Origin of the sequence: Sorangium sp. So ce295 (assembly GCF_051527405.1) — a bacterium.
GTDB classification, from domain to species: domain Bacteria; phylum Myxococcota_A; class Polyangia; order Polyangiales; family Polyangiaceae; genus Sorangium; species Sorangium cellulosum_B.
In genome coordinates this window covers 1-14935 of record NZ_CP150324.1, presented here as the reverse complement: position 1 = coordinate 14935, position 14935 = coordinate 1, and the positions used below count along the sequence as shown (strand labels likewise).

The 14935-nt window shown below is 72.9% G+C and carries 9 protein-coding genes; 6 read left to right on the top strand and 3 right to left on the bottom strand.

Annotated features, from left to right (window positions below; genetic code table 11):
* The first annotated feature begins 210 nt into the window (after positions 1-210).
* The 3 genes from WMF11_RS00045 (at position 211) to WMF11_RS00035 (ending at position 2755) form a co-directional block, all read left to right on the top strand.
* Positions 211-1005 (top strand): hypothetical protein, encoded by a 795-nt coding sequence (locus WMF11_RS00045; protein ID WP_437548408.1) that lies wholly within the window; start codon positions 211-213, stop codon positions 1003-1005.
* 77 nt (positions 1006-1082) lie between these two features.
* Complete coding sequence (locus WMF11_RS00040; protein WP_437714927.1) at positions 1083-2144, top strand: hypothetical protein; 1062 nt, start codon at positions 1083-1085, stop codon at positions 2142-2144.
* A 98-nt stretch (positions 2145-2242) separates the two neighbouring features.
* Positions 2243-2755 carry a Fur family transcriptional regulator gene (locus WMF11_RS00035; protein WP_437976008.1) on the top strand — a complete coding sequence of 171 codons (513 nt, stop codon included), beginning with the start codon at positions 2243-2245 and terminating at the stop codon, positions 2753-2755.
* Positions 2756-2804: 49 nt separating this feature from the next.
* Here the strand turns inward: WMF11_RS00035 and WMF11_RS00030 are convergent, their stop codons facing one another.
* Together WMF11_RS00030 and WMF11_RS00025 are read right to left on the bottom strand one after the other, a co-directional pair.
* Entirely contained in the window at positions 2805-5252 is a 2448-nt protein-coding gene (locus WMF11_RS00030) for an HAD family hydrolase (protein WP_437976007.1), read from the bottom strand.
* Between the two features lies 1 nt (position 5253).
* Positions 5254-6516 (bottom strand): aspartate aminotransferase family protein, encoded by a 1263-nt coding sequence (locus WMF11_RS00025; protein WP_437976006.1) that lies wholly within the window; start codon positions 6514-6516, stop codon positions 5254-5256.
* A gap of 293 nt (positions 6517-6809) precedes the next feature.
* Between WMF11_RS00025 and grpE the strand changes: the two genes are divergently transcribed.
* The 3 genes from grpE (at position 6810) to WMF11_RS00010 (ending at position 13482) form a co-directional block, all read left to right on the top strand.
* Entirely contained in the window at positions 6810-7394 is a 585-nt protein-coding gene (grpE, locus tag WMF11_RS00020) for a nucleotide exchange factor GrpE (RefSeq protein WP_437976005.1), read from the top strand.
* A gap of 187 nt (positions 7395-7581) precedes the next feature.
* On the top strand, positions 7582-9444 hold the full coding sequence (gene dnaK / locus WMF11_RS00015; RefSeq protein ID WP_012232637.1) for a molecular chaperone DnaK: 1863 nt from the start codon (positions 7582-7584) through the stop codon (positions 9442-9444).
* Positions 9445-9564: 120 nt separating this feature from the next.
* On the top strand, positions 9565-13482 hold the full coding sequence (locus WMF11_RS00010) for a serine/threonine-protein kinase (protein WP_437976004.1): 3918 nt from the start codon (positions 9565-9567) through the stop codon (positions 13480-13482).
* 37 nt (positions 13483-13519) lie between these two features.
* On the opposite strand, the gene dnaA is transcribed toward WMF11_RS00010, so the two are convergent.
* Positions 13520-14935 (bottom strand): chromosomal replication initiator protein DnaA, encoded by a 1416-nt coding sequence (gene dnaA, locus WMF11_RS00005; RefSeq protein ID WP_437906372.1) that lies wholly within the window; start codon positions 14933-14935, stop codon positions 13520-13522.

Here is a 14935-nt window from a genome sequence, read left to right as displayed (position 1 = left end):
GCGACCCATTTTGAGGGGATCGCGCGGCCCGGTCAAATGTCGCGGTAGGATCGGGCAGTAGCCACCAGCCACCCCGCGCACGGGGCCCCGCTCCACCGGATGGCGGCGCGGCCGGCCACGTGGTCGTGGTCGTGTCGTGGTCGTGGTCACTTGCCCCCCCCCCCGAGAGGGTCGGCCTGCCTTGCTTCGCACGAGGGATGTACCGCAACGATGCCGCCCGCACGCCATGCCGCCGCTGCCTGCGCGCTCGCCCTCGCGCTCGGCCCCCTCGCCGTCGCGCCGAGCGCGCAGGGCAAGCCGAAGGTCAGGTACCATCAGGACTGGGCGAAGCACCCGTCGGCGCGCTACGCGGCGATGAGCGCGGAGCAATGCCGTGCGGCGCTCACGCAGCGGAAGATCGCGTTCCAGCCGGTGCAGCGCGCGCCGGGCGTGCTCGCTCCGGTGCGGCTGATGCATGGGGTCGGCGGGGTCCTCTACCGGACGGCGCTGCCGGCCCATCAACGCGCGGGAAACCCGCACGACGTCTTCGACTGCCGCCTCGCGCTGGCGCTCTCGGACTTCAGCCGGATCCTCCGCGCGCACGACATCGACGAGGTGCTGATGTTCTCGGCCTGGCGGCCTCCGGCCAGGATGTGGCCCGAGGGCAGGCTCGCCACGAGGCACCCCGGCGGGCTCGCGATCGACCCCTACAGGTTCGTCAAGGAGCGCGTCGGCGGCGGGTTCGCGGAGGACTGGCTCGAGGTGGAGCGCGACTTCGTCGGCAGGCGCGGCGCGCCGGTCTGCGGCGAGAGCGCCCGCCCGACCGGGCGGCCCCGCGGGGCCGGCAAGGGGGCGGGCAGCGGCCCTCCAGCGGACGCGGCGGCGCGAGAGCTGCGATCCATCGTGTGCGAGGCCGTGGACCAGCACATCTTCACGTCGATCCTCACGCCCAACTACGACCGGGCGCACAAAAATCACCTGCATCTCGAGGTGACCCCCGGCGTCCAATGGCATCTCGTGCGCTGATCCGGGAGGGGCCGTCCTCCGTCCTCCCGCGCGCAAACCCGCTCTCCCTTCGAGGTCGACCCGCTATGTTAGCCCGCGTGCCCGCACGAAGACCCCCGCTCTCCCGCGCGTCCGCCGCGCTGGCGCTCGCCGCCGTCGCGCTGTCGTTCACGTTCGTCGGCTGCCCCTGCGTCAGCGGTCCCGTGAACGCGAGCCCCGCCCTCCGCTGGTTCCTGTTCTCGAACTTCGGCGCCAGCAAGATCTGCCCCGAGATGCTGAAGAGCGGGGTCTCGCTGCGCCTGCAGGACAGATCGGCGTCCATGGGGCGGTTCTTCCCGATGCAGTGCTCGTACGACGTCAACGACGCCGCCCAGACGATCACCGTCCACATCGCCGGCACCGGCTACGGCTACATGCAGCCGGCCAAGCGGGTGGGCTTCTCGCTCACGACGTCCGTCGAGTACCGACCCGACTTCCAGCTCGCGGACGATAACGTCTACGTGTGGGGACGGCTGAACCGGATCGTTCAAGGCCCCAGCTTCCAGCTGGGCTACGTCGAGAACCCGGTCATCGACGTGATGGCCAACGTCCCGCCGTTCGGAGGGCTCGCCAACCTGCTCGGCAACCAGATCGTCGCTGGCGAGCTGACCCGAGGGTTCACCGTCCTCTACAACGAGGAGACCGGGAAGGACTTCACGCTGGGGATCCTCATGCCGCCCCAGCGACCGCACCACCCGTTCGAGGCGGAGGACGAGGAGCGGTACACGTTCGCGAACGAGACCGTCGAGGTGTACGCGAACCAGCGCGACTACCTCGGGCCGTTCGAGGTCGCCGACTCGGACCAGGCGCTCTACCTCAAGGTCAGCGCGCAGGGCGCGCCCGTGGACCTCATGATCGTCGACAAGCCCACCGGCGACGCGTGGCGCGAGGCGTACCAGACCGGCAAGCCGCTCGGCCCCCCGCCAGGCCCGGTGCAGGCAGGCGGCCCTCTCCAGCCCGGGATCATCGAGACCCGCCGCTACGCGCTGCGCCCGGGCCTCTACTACGTCGTCATCGACAACACGGCGGCGGCCGGCCTGGTCGCGCCTCCCATCACGCTGCTCAGCCCCCTCGGAGGTTCGGCGGCTCAGATCAGCTACATGGCGCAGGTCGGCGAGTAGCGCCGACGAGCGGGGCGCGGGCAGCATCGGCGAGGCCGCGCCACGTGGGCGCGGTCACCGGCCTTGACGCGGTTCGCCGCGAACGGGATAAACTGGCCATGGCCGTCATGGAGAGAGAGGGGAGCAGCGCCAGCCACGTGGACGAAATTGCCCTCGACCGGCTCCGCGCTCGCCTCCAGGCGTACATGGCGAAGAAGGGGCTGAGATCGACGGCGCAGCGCCGGCTGATCGTCGACACGTTCTTCTCCGGCGCCCCGCACATGACCATCGAGGACCTGCTCGCGGAGGTGCGCGCGCACGACCGAGGCATCGGGTACGCGACGGTGTACCGCACGCTCAAGCTGCTCGCGGAGTGCGGCGTGGCCTCCGAGCGACGGTTCGGGGACGGCCTTAGCCGCTACGAGCTGGCGGACGACGCCAGCGCGCACCACGACCACCTGATCTGCGTCAACTGCGGGAAGATCATCGAGTTCGAGGAGCCGCGGATCGAGGCGCTCCAGGAAGAGATCGCCGCGAAGTACGGCTTCGACGTGACCTGGCACAAGCACGAGATGTACGGCGTCTGCGCGGACTGCCGCGACCCCAAGGACACCACGCCCGACGTCTCGTAGCCCGCCCCGGCGCGGCGAGGAGCCCCGCGCCGGCGACCGCGCCCGGCGCTCAGCTCTTCGCGTCGAGCGCGCGGGCGTGGACGACGGCCATGACGCCGCCGAGCAGCGAGGCGATGGGCGCGTAGGCCGGCGGGAGCACGAACGCGGCGATGACCGCGGCGCCGACGAGCGCCGGGGCGACGCTGAGCGCGAGCCCGACGCGCGCCTCGAGGCGCGTGCGGTGCGCGAGCGCGAGGGAGAGCGCGGCGTCGCGGACGTCGTCCGACGCGAGGACCGTGGAGAAATCGGCGGGCGCCGAGCCGGCGGCGCCGAGCGCCACGGAGACGTCCGCGGCGCCGAGCGCGGCGTCGTCGACGCCCGCGTGGCCGAGGACGGCGACGCTCGTGCCCGCGTCGATCAGGCGACGCACCTCCGTGCCGCGATCCGCGGGGAGGACCTCGGGGCGGATGTGATCGATGTCGAGCGAGCGGCCGATCGCCTCGCACGTCTCGCGCGCGTCGCCCGACATCAGCACGGGCTCGATCTGCGCGTCGAGCAGGTGCTGGATGGCGGCCCGCGCCCCGGGGCGCAGCCCGTCCTGCAGGCCGATGATGCCGACGAGGCGAGCGCCGACAGCGACGAGGACCACCGTGCGCCCCAGCGCCTCGAGCTCGGCGACGCGGCTCTCGGCCGCGGCGATCGAGATCCGCTGCTCGAGCATGAGCGCGCGGTTGCCGACGCAGAGGTCCTCGCCGGACGAGGTGACGGCCGTCACGCCGAGGCCGGGGTGGAAGTTGGGGTTGCGCACGCCGTCGGGCCGCAAGCCGCGGGCGCGCGCGGCGCGGACGATCGCCGTCGCGACGGGGTGCTCCTCGGTGCGCTCCGCCCCGGCCGCGAGCGCGAGCACGTCGCTCGGCTTGAGCTTCTGGCCGGTCGCCTCCAGCTCCGCGAGCTCGGGCTCGCCGAGCAGCAGCGTGCCGCGGGCGCAGAACACGGCGACCGAGGTCTTCCCTGCGCGATCCCAGGCGTCGGCGCTCTTGTAGACGATGCCCCGGCGGAGCCCGAGCAAGATGCCCCGCGCGACGTGCACCGAGGCGATGGACGCCGTGATCGCCGTGGACAGCGCGGCGAGCACGGCCGCCGCGGTCATCGCGATCTCGACCGGAGCGCGCCCGGCGACGAAGGCGGAGAGCGCGCCGATCGCCGCGGCGCCGATCGCCCAGCGCTCGGTCAGGGCGCGGGAGGCCTGAGCGATGGGCGCGAGGGCGTCCGCGCGCCGGCGAGCGTCGAGCAGGACGCGCGCGACCGCGCGATCGCCGCCGGAGAAGGTGCACGCGCCGACGAGGCGACCCCGGACCACGGTGGCCCCGGCGACGACCGGGTCGCCGTCGCGGCGGCGGGTCGGCGTGGTCGCGCCGATCCAGGGGAGCACCTCGACGTCGCCGCCCGTGACGATGAGGTCGACGGGGACGATCTCCCCCGCGTCGACCTGGACGCTCTCGCCCGGTCGCAGCTCGTAGAGCTCATCCCCGGCGCCCTCGACAGGACCGCCGTCGCCGCCGCGCTGAGGGGCGCGGTCGGCGGGCGCCGAGCCCTGCGCCCACGCGCCAGGCGGCCGGCGCGCGGGGGTCGAGAGCACGGATCCGATCCACGCCCGCTCCGCGAACACGCGATGTCGGGCGCTCTCGATGAGCCACGCGCTGATCGCGCTGGCGGTGGCGATCACGCCGGCGAGCGACGCGGCCTCGGCCGCGAGGGCGCGGTCCTGACCGAAGAGGGCCCAGACGGCGGCGACGAGCCCGCCAAGGACGGGGGCGAGCATCGGCGCAGGGTGCGGATCCGTGGCGTCGCGCGCGGTCGTGGCGGCGCGGCCAAGGAGCATCCCGGCGCTCACCGTGGCGAGCACGATGCGCGCGCCGATGACGAGCTTCGCGTCCCCGGCGAGGGTGAGCGCGACGGCCAGCGTCCCCGCGATGATCGCGAGCACGAGCAGGAGCGCGCCGATGTCCCGCGCCTCGACCGCGTCGTAGCGCTGCGGCTCCTCGCTCAGGATGGTGTTCCCGATGGGCTCGAGCAGCGCGCGATCGTCGTCGAGGACGGGCAGATCGGGGAGCTTCTCGTCGAGCGACACGGGGGGGAACGCGTTCACGATCGGCGCGTCGAGATCGGCGACGCGCGCCGCGCCCTCGTCAGCGCTCGCCCGCGCGGGCTCCGCGCGCGGGGTGCGCGGGGTGGAGGCGTGGTGCCCGCCGGCGCCGGGCGGCGCGCCCGACGGGAGCCCCCGGGGAGGAGCGCCGGCGAAGGGCGCGCCCGGCGCCGCGAGGCCCGTAGGCCGGCCGTCCCCCGGCGCAGGCGGCGCTTCACCGAGGAAGGCGTGGCGGCACCGCGCGTTGCAGAAGTAATGGAAGCGCTGATCGAAGATCGCCACCTGCCCCGCGCGCAGCGGATCGATCAGCTTGCTGCAGCCCGAGCACGGGACGGGTGCGACGGCGGGACCCGAGGCGCGCGAGGCGACCACCTCAACCTGCAGCCGGCGTCTCGGCGAGCGCGGCCTCGACCTCGGCCAGCGCCTCGTCGATCTGCGCCTCGCTCACGATCAGGGGCGGCGTGAACCGGAGCACGCTGCTGCCCGCGATCGTGAGCAGCACGCCCCGATCGCGCGCGCGGCCGAGGGCGGCCCGCGCGTCGACGGTCGGCGCGAGGATGAGCCCGCGGAGCAACCCGCGCCCGCGCTCGCCGAGGCACACGCCCGGCAGCCGCGCGGCGATCGCGGCGAGGCCGCGGCCGAGCTGCTCGCCGCGCTTCACGGCGGCCTCGCACAGCTTCTCTTCCTCGATGACCGCGAGCACCGTGCGCGCCGTGGCGGAGGCGAGCGCGTTGCCGCCGTAGGTCGAGCCGTGCGAGCCCGGGGGCAGCGCGCCGTTGAGCCGCTCCCGCAGCACCAGCGCGCCGACCGGGAACCCACCGCCGAGCCCCTTCGCGAGCGCCGCGGCGTCGCCCTGGACGCCGTCGTACGTCGCGCCGAGCCAGTGCCCCGTGCGCCCGATGCCGGTCTGCACCTCGTCGATGAGCAGCAGCGCGCCGTGCTCGTCGGCGATGCGCCGCAGCTCGGCGAGGAACCCGGCCGGGGCCGGCAGCACGCCGCCCTCCCCTTGCACCGGCTCCACGAGGATCCCCGCGACGTCCGGGCCCATGGCCGCGCGCACCGCCGCCGCGTCTCCGTACGGCACGTGCGTGACGCCGTCGAGCGAAGGGCCGAAGCCCTCGCGGTACTTCGGCGTCCCGGTCAGCGCGACCGCGCCGAGGGTCCGGCCGTGAAACGCGTTGTCGAACGCGATGATCCGGTAGCGTCCCTCCTCGCCCCGGTTGAAGAAATGGCGGCGCGCGAGCTTGAGCATCGCCTCGTTCGCCTCCGCGCCCGAGTTGCAGAAGAAGGCGCGGTCGAAGCCGGTCTTCGCGCAGAGCTCCTCGGCGAGGCGGAGGTTCTCGGCGTTGAAGAAATAGTTGGAGACGTGCATCAGGCGACCCGCCTGCTCGGAGATGGTCGCCACGAGCCGCGGGTGAGCGTGCCCGAGCGAAGCCACTGCCACCCCCGCGCACATGTCAAGGTACCGGCGCCCCTCCGTGTCGAAGAGCTCGCAACCCCTGCCGCGGTCGAGGACGAACGGCGGCTGGCGGTAGTTGCCGAGCAGGTGCTTCTGCGCCGCGAGGAGCGGCGCGCTGGCCGGCGTCGAGGCGTTCGCCGGAGGAGGTTCGGCGGCGGGGCTTGTGGCGATGCTCATGGGGGGCGATCTAACGCCGGGCGGGGGGTCGGAGCAAACGCTCGATGCAGCGCCCGCAGCGGATCGTGGAGACCCGGGCAATCTGACCCGCCGGAGCGCGGCCGGAGCGCGGCCGGAGCGCCCGCGCGGCCCCCCCGGCCGGAGCGCCCGCGCGCCGGCCCCCCCACCCGCGGGCGTCCTGGGCCGGCGCGGCGGCGAGCGCCGGCGCGCTCGGACGGCGGCGCTCGCCTCCGGGCCGACCATGGGCCTGGCGATTGCCAGCGGATCGCGGCTGGTTATAGTGCCGCCGTCCTATGAGCGATTCGGAACAAAATGGGTCGAACCAGAACACGGGGGAGACGGCAGAGGCGCACGCGGAGCGCGCAGAGGCCGCGGAGCAGCAGGCCTCCACCCCCGAAGACAAGCTAGGCGAGGTGCAGGCCGAGGCCGCGCGGATGCGCGAGCAGCTGCTGCGCACCGCCGCGGATTTCGACAACTTCCGTAAGCGCTCCCGGCGCGAGGTCGAAGAGGCGCAGCGCCGCGGCCGCGAGTCGATCCTGAAGGATCTGCTCCCGGTCTTCGACAACCTCGAGCGCGCCGCCATCCACGCCGAGAGCGCGCCGGACGTGAAGTCGGTCGCCGAGGGCGTCCGGATCGTGACGAAGCAGTTCGTCGACACGCTGGAGCGCATGGGCATCAAGCGCATCGCCGCGGTCGGCAAGCCCTTCGATCCCAGCGTGCACGAGGCCATCCAGCAGCTCGACTCGACCGAGCACCCCGCCGGCGTCGTGATCGCGGAGGTCCAGCCGGGATACATGCTGGGCGATTACCTGATCCGCGCGGCCATGGTCGTCGTCTCGAAGGGCTCGCCCGTCGAGCCGGCGCCCGCGGCGAACTGAGCCTCCGCGCGGCGTCGCGCCGGCTCCCTCGGCGCACACCCCCGGCACGGTGCGCATCCTGGCGGTGATCCTGTCCGGGATCTGCCGTGCCCCGCTACCTCGCCGCACGATCTCCCCAAATATCGCGGGCGCCCAGGTCGTCTCCCCACCCGGAGAGCATCCAGGCCTGTAGTATCTTTCGCCGCATATGGGGAAGGTGATCGGCATCGATCTCGGGACGACGAACTCGTGCGTGGCTGTCGTCGAAGGGGCAGGCGTCGCCTCGGCCAACGATGTTCGGGTGATCCCGAACGCCGAGGGCGCGCGCACCACGCCGTCCGTGGTCGGCTTCCCCGCGAGCGGTGAGCGCCTGGTCGGACAGGTCGCGCGCCGCCAGGCGGTCACGAACCCGCAGAACACCATCTACGCGGTGAAGCGGCTGATGGGCCGCAAGTTCACCGCGCCCGAGGTCAGCAAGCAGATCAGCCTCGCCCCCTACAAGATCGTCGAGGCGCCGAACAGCGACGCGTGGGTCGAGGTCAAGGGGCGCAACTACTCGCCGCCCGAGATCTCCGCCGTGATCCTCGGCCAGATGAAGCAGGTCGCCGAGCGGTTCCTCGGCGAGCCCGTGACGGAGGCGGTGGTCACCGTCCCCGCCTACTTCGACGACGCGCAGCGGCAGGCGACGAAGGACGCAGGGCGGATCGCCGGGCTGGACGTGCGCCGGATCATCAACGAGCCGACCGCCGCGGCGCTCGCCTACGGCCTCGACAAGGTGAAGGCCGAGACGATCGCGGTCTACGATCTCGGCGGAGGCACGTTCGATATCTCGATCCTCGAGATCGCGAGCGGGGTCTTCAGCGTCAAGGCGACCGGCGGCGACACGCACCTCGGCGGCGAGGACTTCGACCAGCGGATCATCGACCTGCTCGCCGACGAGTTCGAGGGGAAGAGCCGCATCGATCTGCGCCGGGACCGGATGGCGCTGCAGCGGCTCAAGGAGGCGGCCGAGAAGGCGAAGCACGAGCTCTCGTCGTCGCTCGAGACCGAGATCAACATCCCCTTCATCGCCGTCGGCCCAGGCGGCGGGCCGCTCCACCTCGAGCGGACGATGCGGCGCAACGAGCTCGAGATGCTCTGCGAGGGCCTCATCCGGCGGACCATCGACGTCTGCCGCGCGACGCTCGGGGACGCCAAGCTCCCCGTCTCCGCCGTCAACACGGTGGTCCTCGTCGGCGGCATGACCCGGATGCCCGCGGTGCAGGCGGCGGTGCGCGAGTTCTTCGGCCGGGAGCCGAACAAGGGCGTGAACCCCGACGAGGTCGTCGCGGTCGGGGCCGCGCTGCAGGGCGCCGCGCTGTCCGGACAGGTGGACGAGGTGCTGCTCCTCGACGTGACGCCGCTGTCGCTCGGCGTCGAGACCGGCGGCGGCGTGAGCTTCAAGCTCATCCCGCGCAACACGACCATCCCCACCGAGCGGAGCGAGATCTTCACGACGAGCGTCGACAACCAGAGCTTCGTCCCCGTGCACGTGCTCCAGGGCGAGCGCGAGATGGCCGCGGACTGCCGGAGCCTCGCCCGCTTCGAGCTCACAGGCATCCCTCCCGCCCCGCGCGGGCTGCCGAAGATCCAGGTCACCTTCCGCATCGACGAGAACGGGATCGTCCGCGTCGAGGCGCGGGATCTCGGGACGGGGCGGGTGCAGGAGATCCGGGTGACCCCCACGAGCGGCCTCACGCCGGACGAGGTCGAGCGGCTCGTCTCGGAGGGCGAGCGGTTCAAGGAGACCGACGCGCTCCGGCGCGATCTCGCCGAGCTCCGCAACCAGGCCGAGACCCTCGTCTACACGACCGAGCAGGCCCTCGAAGGCTACGGCGATCTGCTCGACGCCGAGCTCCTCGGCGAGGTCCACGCCGAGTGCGCGGCGCTGCGGAAGCTGCTCGAGGCCGGCGGCGACCTCGACGCGCTCCGGGACGCGTACGCGCGTCTGGAGGGGGCGGCGTTCCGGATCGCGGAGTCGATGTATGGAGGGGACGATGACGCCGGCGCAAACAAGGCCGTCGAGACATGACGCGCGGCTAGGCGACGCGGCCGGCGCGGCGGCGCCGGCGCGCGCGCCGATCGCGGGCCGTCCCTCCCGGAGCGCCGCGCGCGCCAAAGGCGCGACGCTGCGTGGGGCGCAGGCGGGGCGATGCTGAGCGAGACCTTCGGGCGGTATCGCTTGCTCGAGCGCCTGGGCGAGGGCGGCATGGCCGAGGTCTTCAAGGCCAAGAGCTTCGGCGTCGAGGGGTTCGAGAAGGTCCTCGTCATCAAGCGCATCCTCCCCAAGCTGGCCGAGCAGGGGCGCTTCGTGGACATGTTCGTGCACGAGGCCAAGCTCGCCGTGCGCCTCTCGCACGCGAACATCGTGCAGGTGTTCGACCTCGGCCGCGTCGACCATCCGAACGGCGATCCGACCAGCTACTTCATCGCGATGGAGTACGTCCCCGGGCTCGACCTGGCGACGCTCCTCGCCCGCTGCCGGAGGGCGAAGAAGCCGATCCCCCTCGCCATGGCCGTCTTCATGACGGCCGAGATCGCGAAGGCGCTCGATCACGCGCACCGGCGGCGCGACGAGCAGTCGCGCCCCCTCGGCATCGTCCACCGCGACATCTCTCCGCAGAATATCCTGCTCTCCTGGGAGGGCGAGGTGAAGGTCACCGACTTCGGCATCGCGAAGGCGACGCAATCGATGACCGACGAGGAGGTCGGCGAGAACCGCGCAGGGAGGATCCGCGGGAAGCTCGCCTACATGAGCCCCGAGCAGTCGCGCGCCGGCGCGATCGACGGCAGGAGCGATCTCTTCTCGCTCGGCACGGTGCTCTACGAGATGCTCGCCGGGTCGAACCCGTTCGCGGCGCCGACGGCGTTCGAGATCATGCGGCGGCTGCAGGCGAGCGAGTATCCGCCGCTCGCGCTCGTGCGCCCCGACGTGCCCCGGTCGCTCGTCGACGTCGTGAGCACGATGCTCGCGAAGAACCCGGAGGATCGGTTCCCCGACGCCGGGCGGCTGCACGAGGCGCTCCTCGGCTTCTTCTACGCGACGGCCGAGCGGTTCGGGGCGAACGACCTCGCCGATTTCCTGGAGCCGTTCCACGAGGAGAAGAGCGCCGAGATCCAGGCGAGCGCCGTGCTCGAAGAGGAGCCGAACGGGGCCAACGAGCGCACGCCCGTCGAGGTGCCGCACACGACGAGCACGCGCAGCCGCTCGGCGTCGGGGCTCCTCCAGCTGCTCGAGAAGGCCGACAGCGGCCCGGCCGCGCGCGGGCTCGGCGAGCGGCGCGAGGTCACGGCGCTCGTGCTCATCTTCACGGGATCCGAGGACGACGCGGCGAGGCGCATGGCGCGGGCCCGCGACGTGCTGGCGCGCTACGGCGCGCTGCTGCTCGAGCAGGAGGCGTCGCAGCTGGTCGCCGTCTTCGGGCTCGGCGACGCCGACGGCCGCGACACGGAGGCCGCGGCGCGCGCCGCCCTCGTGATCCTGCGCTCGCGCGGAGGGGGCGCCGCGGTCTCCGCCGGCATCCACCTCGCCCGCATCCTCGTCGACAGCGCCGGCGCCCCGATCCGCGACGAGCGGCTCACCTCGCTCATCGCCTCCGCCCAGGCGCTCGCCCGCGCGACCGAGTCCCAGGTCGCCGTGTCGAACCTCACCGGGCGCGTCCTCCGCAACGCGTTCGCGACCGAGGAGCTGCCCGGCGCCGGCCGGACAGCGCCCGAGGGGGGGCGCGTCGTCACGTCCGCGCAGCCCCCGGACGGCGCGTACGGACGCTTCATCGGCCGCCGCGAAGAGCTCAAGCAGCTCGGCGACATCCTGGCCGACGCCACGAGGAAGCGCGCGCAGATCGTCGTCATCCAGGGCGAGCGCGGCATCGGCAAGACGCGGCTGCTCGCCGAGATGGAGCGGCGGCTCTCGAAGGGCGACTACAACGTCGGCGTCTACGTCGCCTCGTGCCCGCACAACGGCGCCGACGTCCCGTGGAGCGGCCTCACCGCGATGCTCCAGGTGCTCTGCGGCATCCAGGAGGGCGACGACGAGGAGCGCATCCGCGCGGTGCTGCCGCGGCTGCGGGCGCTCGGCCTGCGCGACGACGAGTCCGCGGCCGTGCTCGGTCAGCTCGGCGCGGCGCTCGCCGAGAGGCGGGCGCCGCAGGGGACGACCGCGATCCTGCGCACGGCGTTCCCGCGCATGGTGCAGAGCCTCTGCGAGGATCGCCTCCACTGCTTCGCGTGGGACGACGCGCAGGCGATGGACCAGCTCACCGCCGAGACGCTGCTCGCCACCGCGGGCCGCGCCGGCGGGCTCCGCGCCGTGCTGATGCTGGCGACGCGCAGCGACCCGCCGCCGCTGCTCGAGGCGCACCCCCACTTCTACCGGCTCAAGGTCGGGGAGCTCTCGGACAGCGACAGCGCGCGCCTCATGTCGGCGCGCATCGGCGCGAGCTTCCTGCCGCCCGACGTCGTCGCCTTCTGCCGCGAGCGCGCCGGCGGCCACCCGCTCTTCCTCGAGGAGCTCATCAGGGAGCTCCTCGACTCCGGCGCGCTCAGCGTCGTCAGCGGCGTCGTGAAGGCGCGGCTCGACGGCGCGTCGGCGGTGCCGCGCTCGCTGCGCACGCTCATCGCGACCCGGGTGCGGCGGCTCGATCCGAGCGACCGCGCCGTGCTCCAGGCGGCGGCCATCCTCGGCGATCCGGTGCCGACCGAGGTCCTCGCGGCGCTCCTCCAGCAGAAGCTCCCGGCCGTGAACCGCGCGATCTCCGGGCTCGCGACCCGCGACCTCTTGCGGCTCAAGGGCCCCGCGCAGGCGAGCTTCGCGTCGCCCATGCACGGGGAGATCGTCCTCGACGCGATCCCGCCGGAGCTCCGCCGGGAGCTGCACGCCGCGGCCGCGGCGGCGTACGTCGCCGTCGTCGGCGAGGACGGCGCCGAGCACGCCGAGCGCATCGGGCAGCACTTCTACCAGGCCGGCGATCGCGACCGCGCCGCCACGTTCTACGCGCGCGCGGCGCTGCACAAGATCCGCGCGAGCCAGCTCGATCCGGCGCTCCGGCTCATCTTCCAGGCGCTCGATCTCGGCGACCACGCCCACCGCTCGCCGGCGGAGCTCTCCGCGTGGCTCGGCGCGCTCGCCGACGTCGTCGTGCGCGTGCGCTCCGCGCCGGATCTCGCCGACGTCGCCGCCCGCGCGCTGCGGCGCATCGACGAGGCCGGCACGCCGGAGCAGAAGCTCTCGGCCCGCGTCGACCTGGCGCGCGCCCTCGGCGCGGTGGATCTCTTCGCCGACGCGTACGCGAGGCTCGAGGAGGCCTACGCCCTCGCCGGCGATCGGGGGGACCTCCGCCGCAAGGCGCTCGCGTGCGAGACGGAGATCGGCGTCCGGAGCGGCGACTTCGCGCGCGCGGAGCGCGCCGTCGAGCAGCTCGAGGCGACGGGCGCGATCGACGATCCGAGGCTCTTGCTCGCGATCTCCCAGACGCGCGCGGCGACGGGCGACATCGAGGCGGCGCTCCGCGCCCTCGATCGGGCAGAGGCGCTCGGCGATCCGGGCGACCTCGCGGCGGCGAGCGAGCGCGAGAAGCAGCGCGTCCTCGTGCACGTGTTCCTGCGCGACTTCGACGCGGCGGTGAAGAGCTCCGCCCGCGCCGTCGACCTCGCCCGGTCCGCGGGCCTGCGCTTCGAGACCGCCGCCGCGCTGCACAACCTCGGCGACGCGAGCCGGCGGCTCGGCGATCTGCCGCGCGCCTACGCGTCGCTCACCGAGTCGAAGGAGCTCGCCGAGGAGAGCGGCCACGAGCGCCTCGCCTCCATCAACCGCGCGCACCTCGCCTACCTGGACGGGCTGAGCGGCGCGGTCGGCGCCGGCGAGCTCCTGCGCGAGCTCGCGCGCTACGCCGACGCGCGCTCCTACCGCACCGACGCCCTCGAGAGCCGGTACCTGCTCGGCGCGCTCTTGAAGCAGCGGGGCCTGGTCAAGGAGGCGCGGCGCGAGCTCGCCGAGGTGCTCGATCTCGCGTCCGCGTACGGCAACAAGCTCGTCGCGGACGACGCGCGCTCCGCGCTGTCCGAGCTCTGACCCCGCGCGCGCGTCTTCCGCGTCACGCGCGCGCGACTCACTCGTCGGCGAGCTTCTTCTCGAGCGCCTCGAGGTGGGCGCGGACCTGCGGATCCGAGTCGCGCTGCGCCTCGATCTTGCGGACGGCGCTCATCACCGTCGTGTGATCGCGGTTGCCGAAGGCCCGCCCGATCTCCGGGAAGCTGCACTTCAGCCGCTGCTTGCAGAGGTACATCGCGACGTGGCGCGCGAAGGCCACGCTCTTGTGGCGGTCCTTCGAGGTGAGGTCGATCGAGCGCAGGTGGAAGTGGTGGCACACCGCGCGCTGGATGTCCTCGACGCTCATCATCTGCGCGCGCGGCGGCGACGTGGCCGTGATCTCGGCGCGCGCGAACGGGAGGTCGACGGGGCGGCCCGTGAGCGAGCTCTTGGCCGCCAGCCGGATCAGCGTCCCCTCGAGCTCGCGGACGTTGGAGCGGACCATCTGCGCGAGGTAGAGCGCCACGTCGTCCGTGAGCGCGATGCCCTCGAGCGCCGCCTTGTTCCGCACGATCGCGACGCGCGTCTCGAGCTCCGGCACCTGGATGTCGGCGACGAGCCCCCAGGAGAACCGAGAGACGAGCCGCTCTTCCATGCGCTCGAGGTTCTGGGGGTACTTGTCGCTCGTCACCACGATCTGCCGGTCGAGCGTGTGGAGCGCGTTGAAGGTGTGGAAGAACTCCTCCTGCGTCTGCTCGCGCCCGGCCAGGAACTGGATGTCGTCGACCAGCAGCACGTCGCAGCTCGACCTGTACCGCGTGCGGAACTCGTCCATCCGGTGGTGCTGGATGGCCGTGATGAAGTCGTTCGTGAACTTCTCGGCCGAGACGTAGATGATCCGCGCGTCCGGCCTGCCCTCGAAGACGCGGTGCGCGATCGCGTGCATGAGGTGGGTCTTGCCGAGCCCCGTGCCGCCGCAGATGAAGAGCGGGTTGTAACGGCGTCCCCCGCCGCCCGCGGCCGCGATCGCGGCCGCGTGCGCCAGCTGGTTCGAGGGGCCCACGACGAAGCTCGCGAAGGTGTGCTTCGGGTTGAGGTCGTCCGGCATCGACGGGACGCGCCGGAGCGTCGGCTCGGGGCGGGGCGCCGGCACCGGCGCCGCGCTCGACGGACGCACGACGAGCGCCCGTGGACGCACCGGGGTGAGCTCCACGCGCTGCGCAATGGGCGCGACGAGGTTCTGATCCACCGTCCACGCGACCTGGACCGACCAGCCGGTGAGCTCTCGGATCTTGTCCGTGAGCGCTGGCAGGAAATTGTCCCTGACCCACTCGAGGACGAACTCGTTCTGGACACGCAGCGTCAGGACGCCGTCGGTCAGATCATCGAACTGAACTCCCCCGAACCACTGATCGAAAGTGGCCGGGGAAAGCGCCCGCGTATGCTCGATCGCCCGATCGAAGACCTCGCGCGGCTCGTGTTTCGGAATCGTCAT

What these genes read in the sequence shown, in the direction of transcription:
- WMF11_RS00045 (WP_437548408.1), top strand. Translation starts at nt 211, where the DNA reads ATGCCGCCCGCACGCCATGCCGCCGCTGCCTGCGCGCTCGCCCTCGCG.
- WMF11_RS00035 (WP_437976008.1), top strand. Translation starts at nt 2,243, where the DNA reads ATGGCCGTCATGGAGAGAGAGGGGAGCAGCGCCAGCCACGTGGACGAA.
- WMF11_RS00025 (WP_437976006.1), bottom strand. Translation starts at nt 6,516, where the DNA reads ATGAGCATCGCCACAAGCCCCGCCGCCGAACCTCCTCCGGCGAACGCC.
- grpE (WP_437976005.1), top strand. Translation starts at nt 6,810, where the DNA reads ATGAGCGATTCGGAACAAAATGGGTCGAACCAGAACACGGGGGAGACG.
- dnaK (WP_012232637.1), top strand. Translation starts at nt 7,582, where the DNA reads ATGGGGAAGGTGATCGGCATCGATCTCGGGACGACGAACTCGTGCGTG.
- WMF11_RS00010 (WP_437976004.1), top strand. Translation starts at nt 9,565, where the DNA reads ATGCTGAGCGAGACCTTCGGGCGGTATCGCTTGCTCGAGCGCCTGGGC.
- dnaA (WP_437906372.1), bottom strand. Translation starts at nt 14,935, where the DNA reads ATGACGATTCCGAAACACGAGCCGCGCGAGGTCTTCGATCGGGCGATC.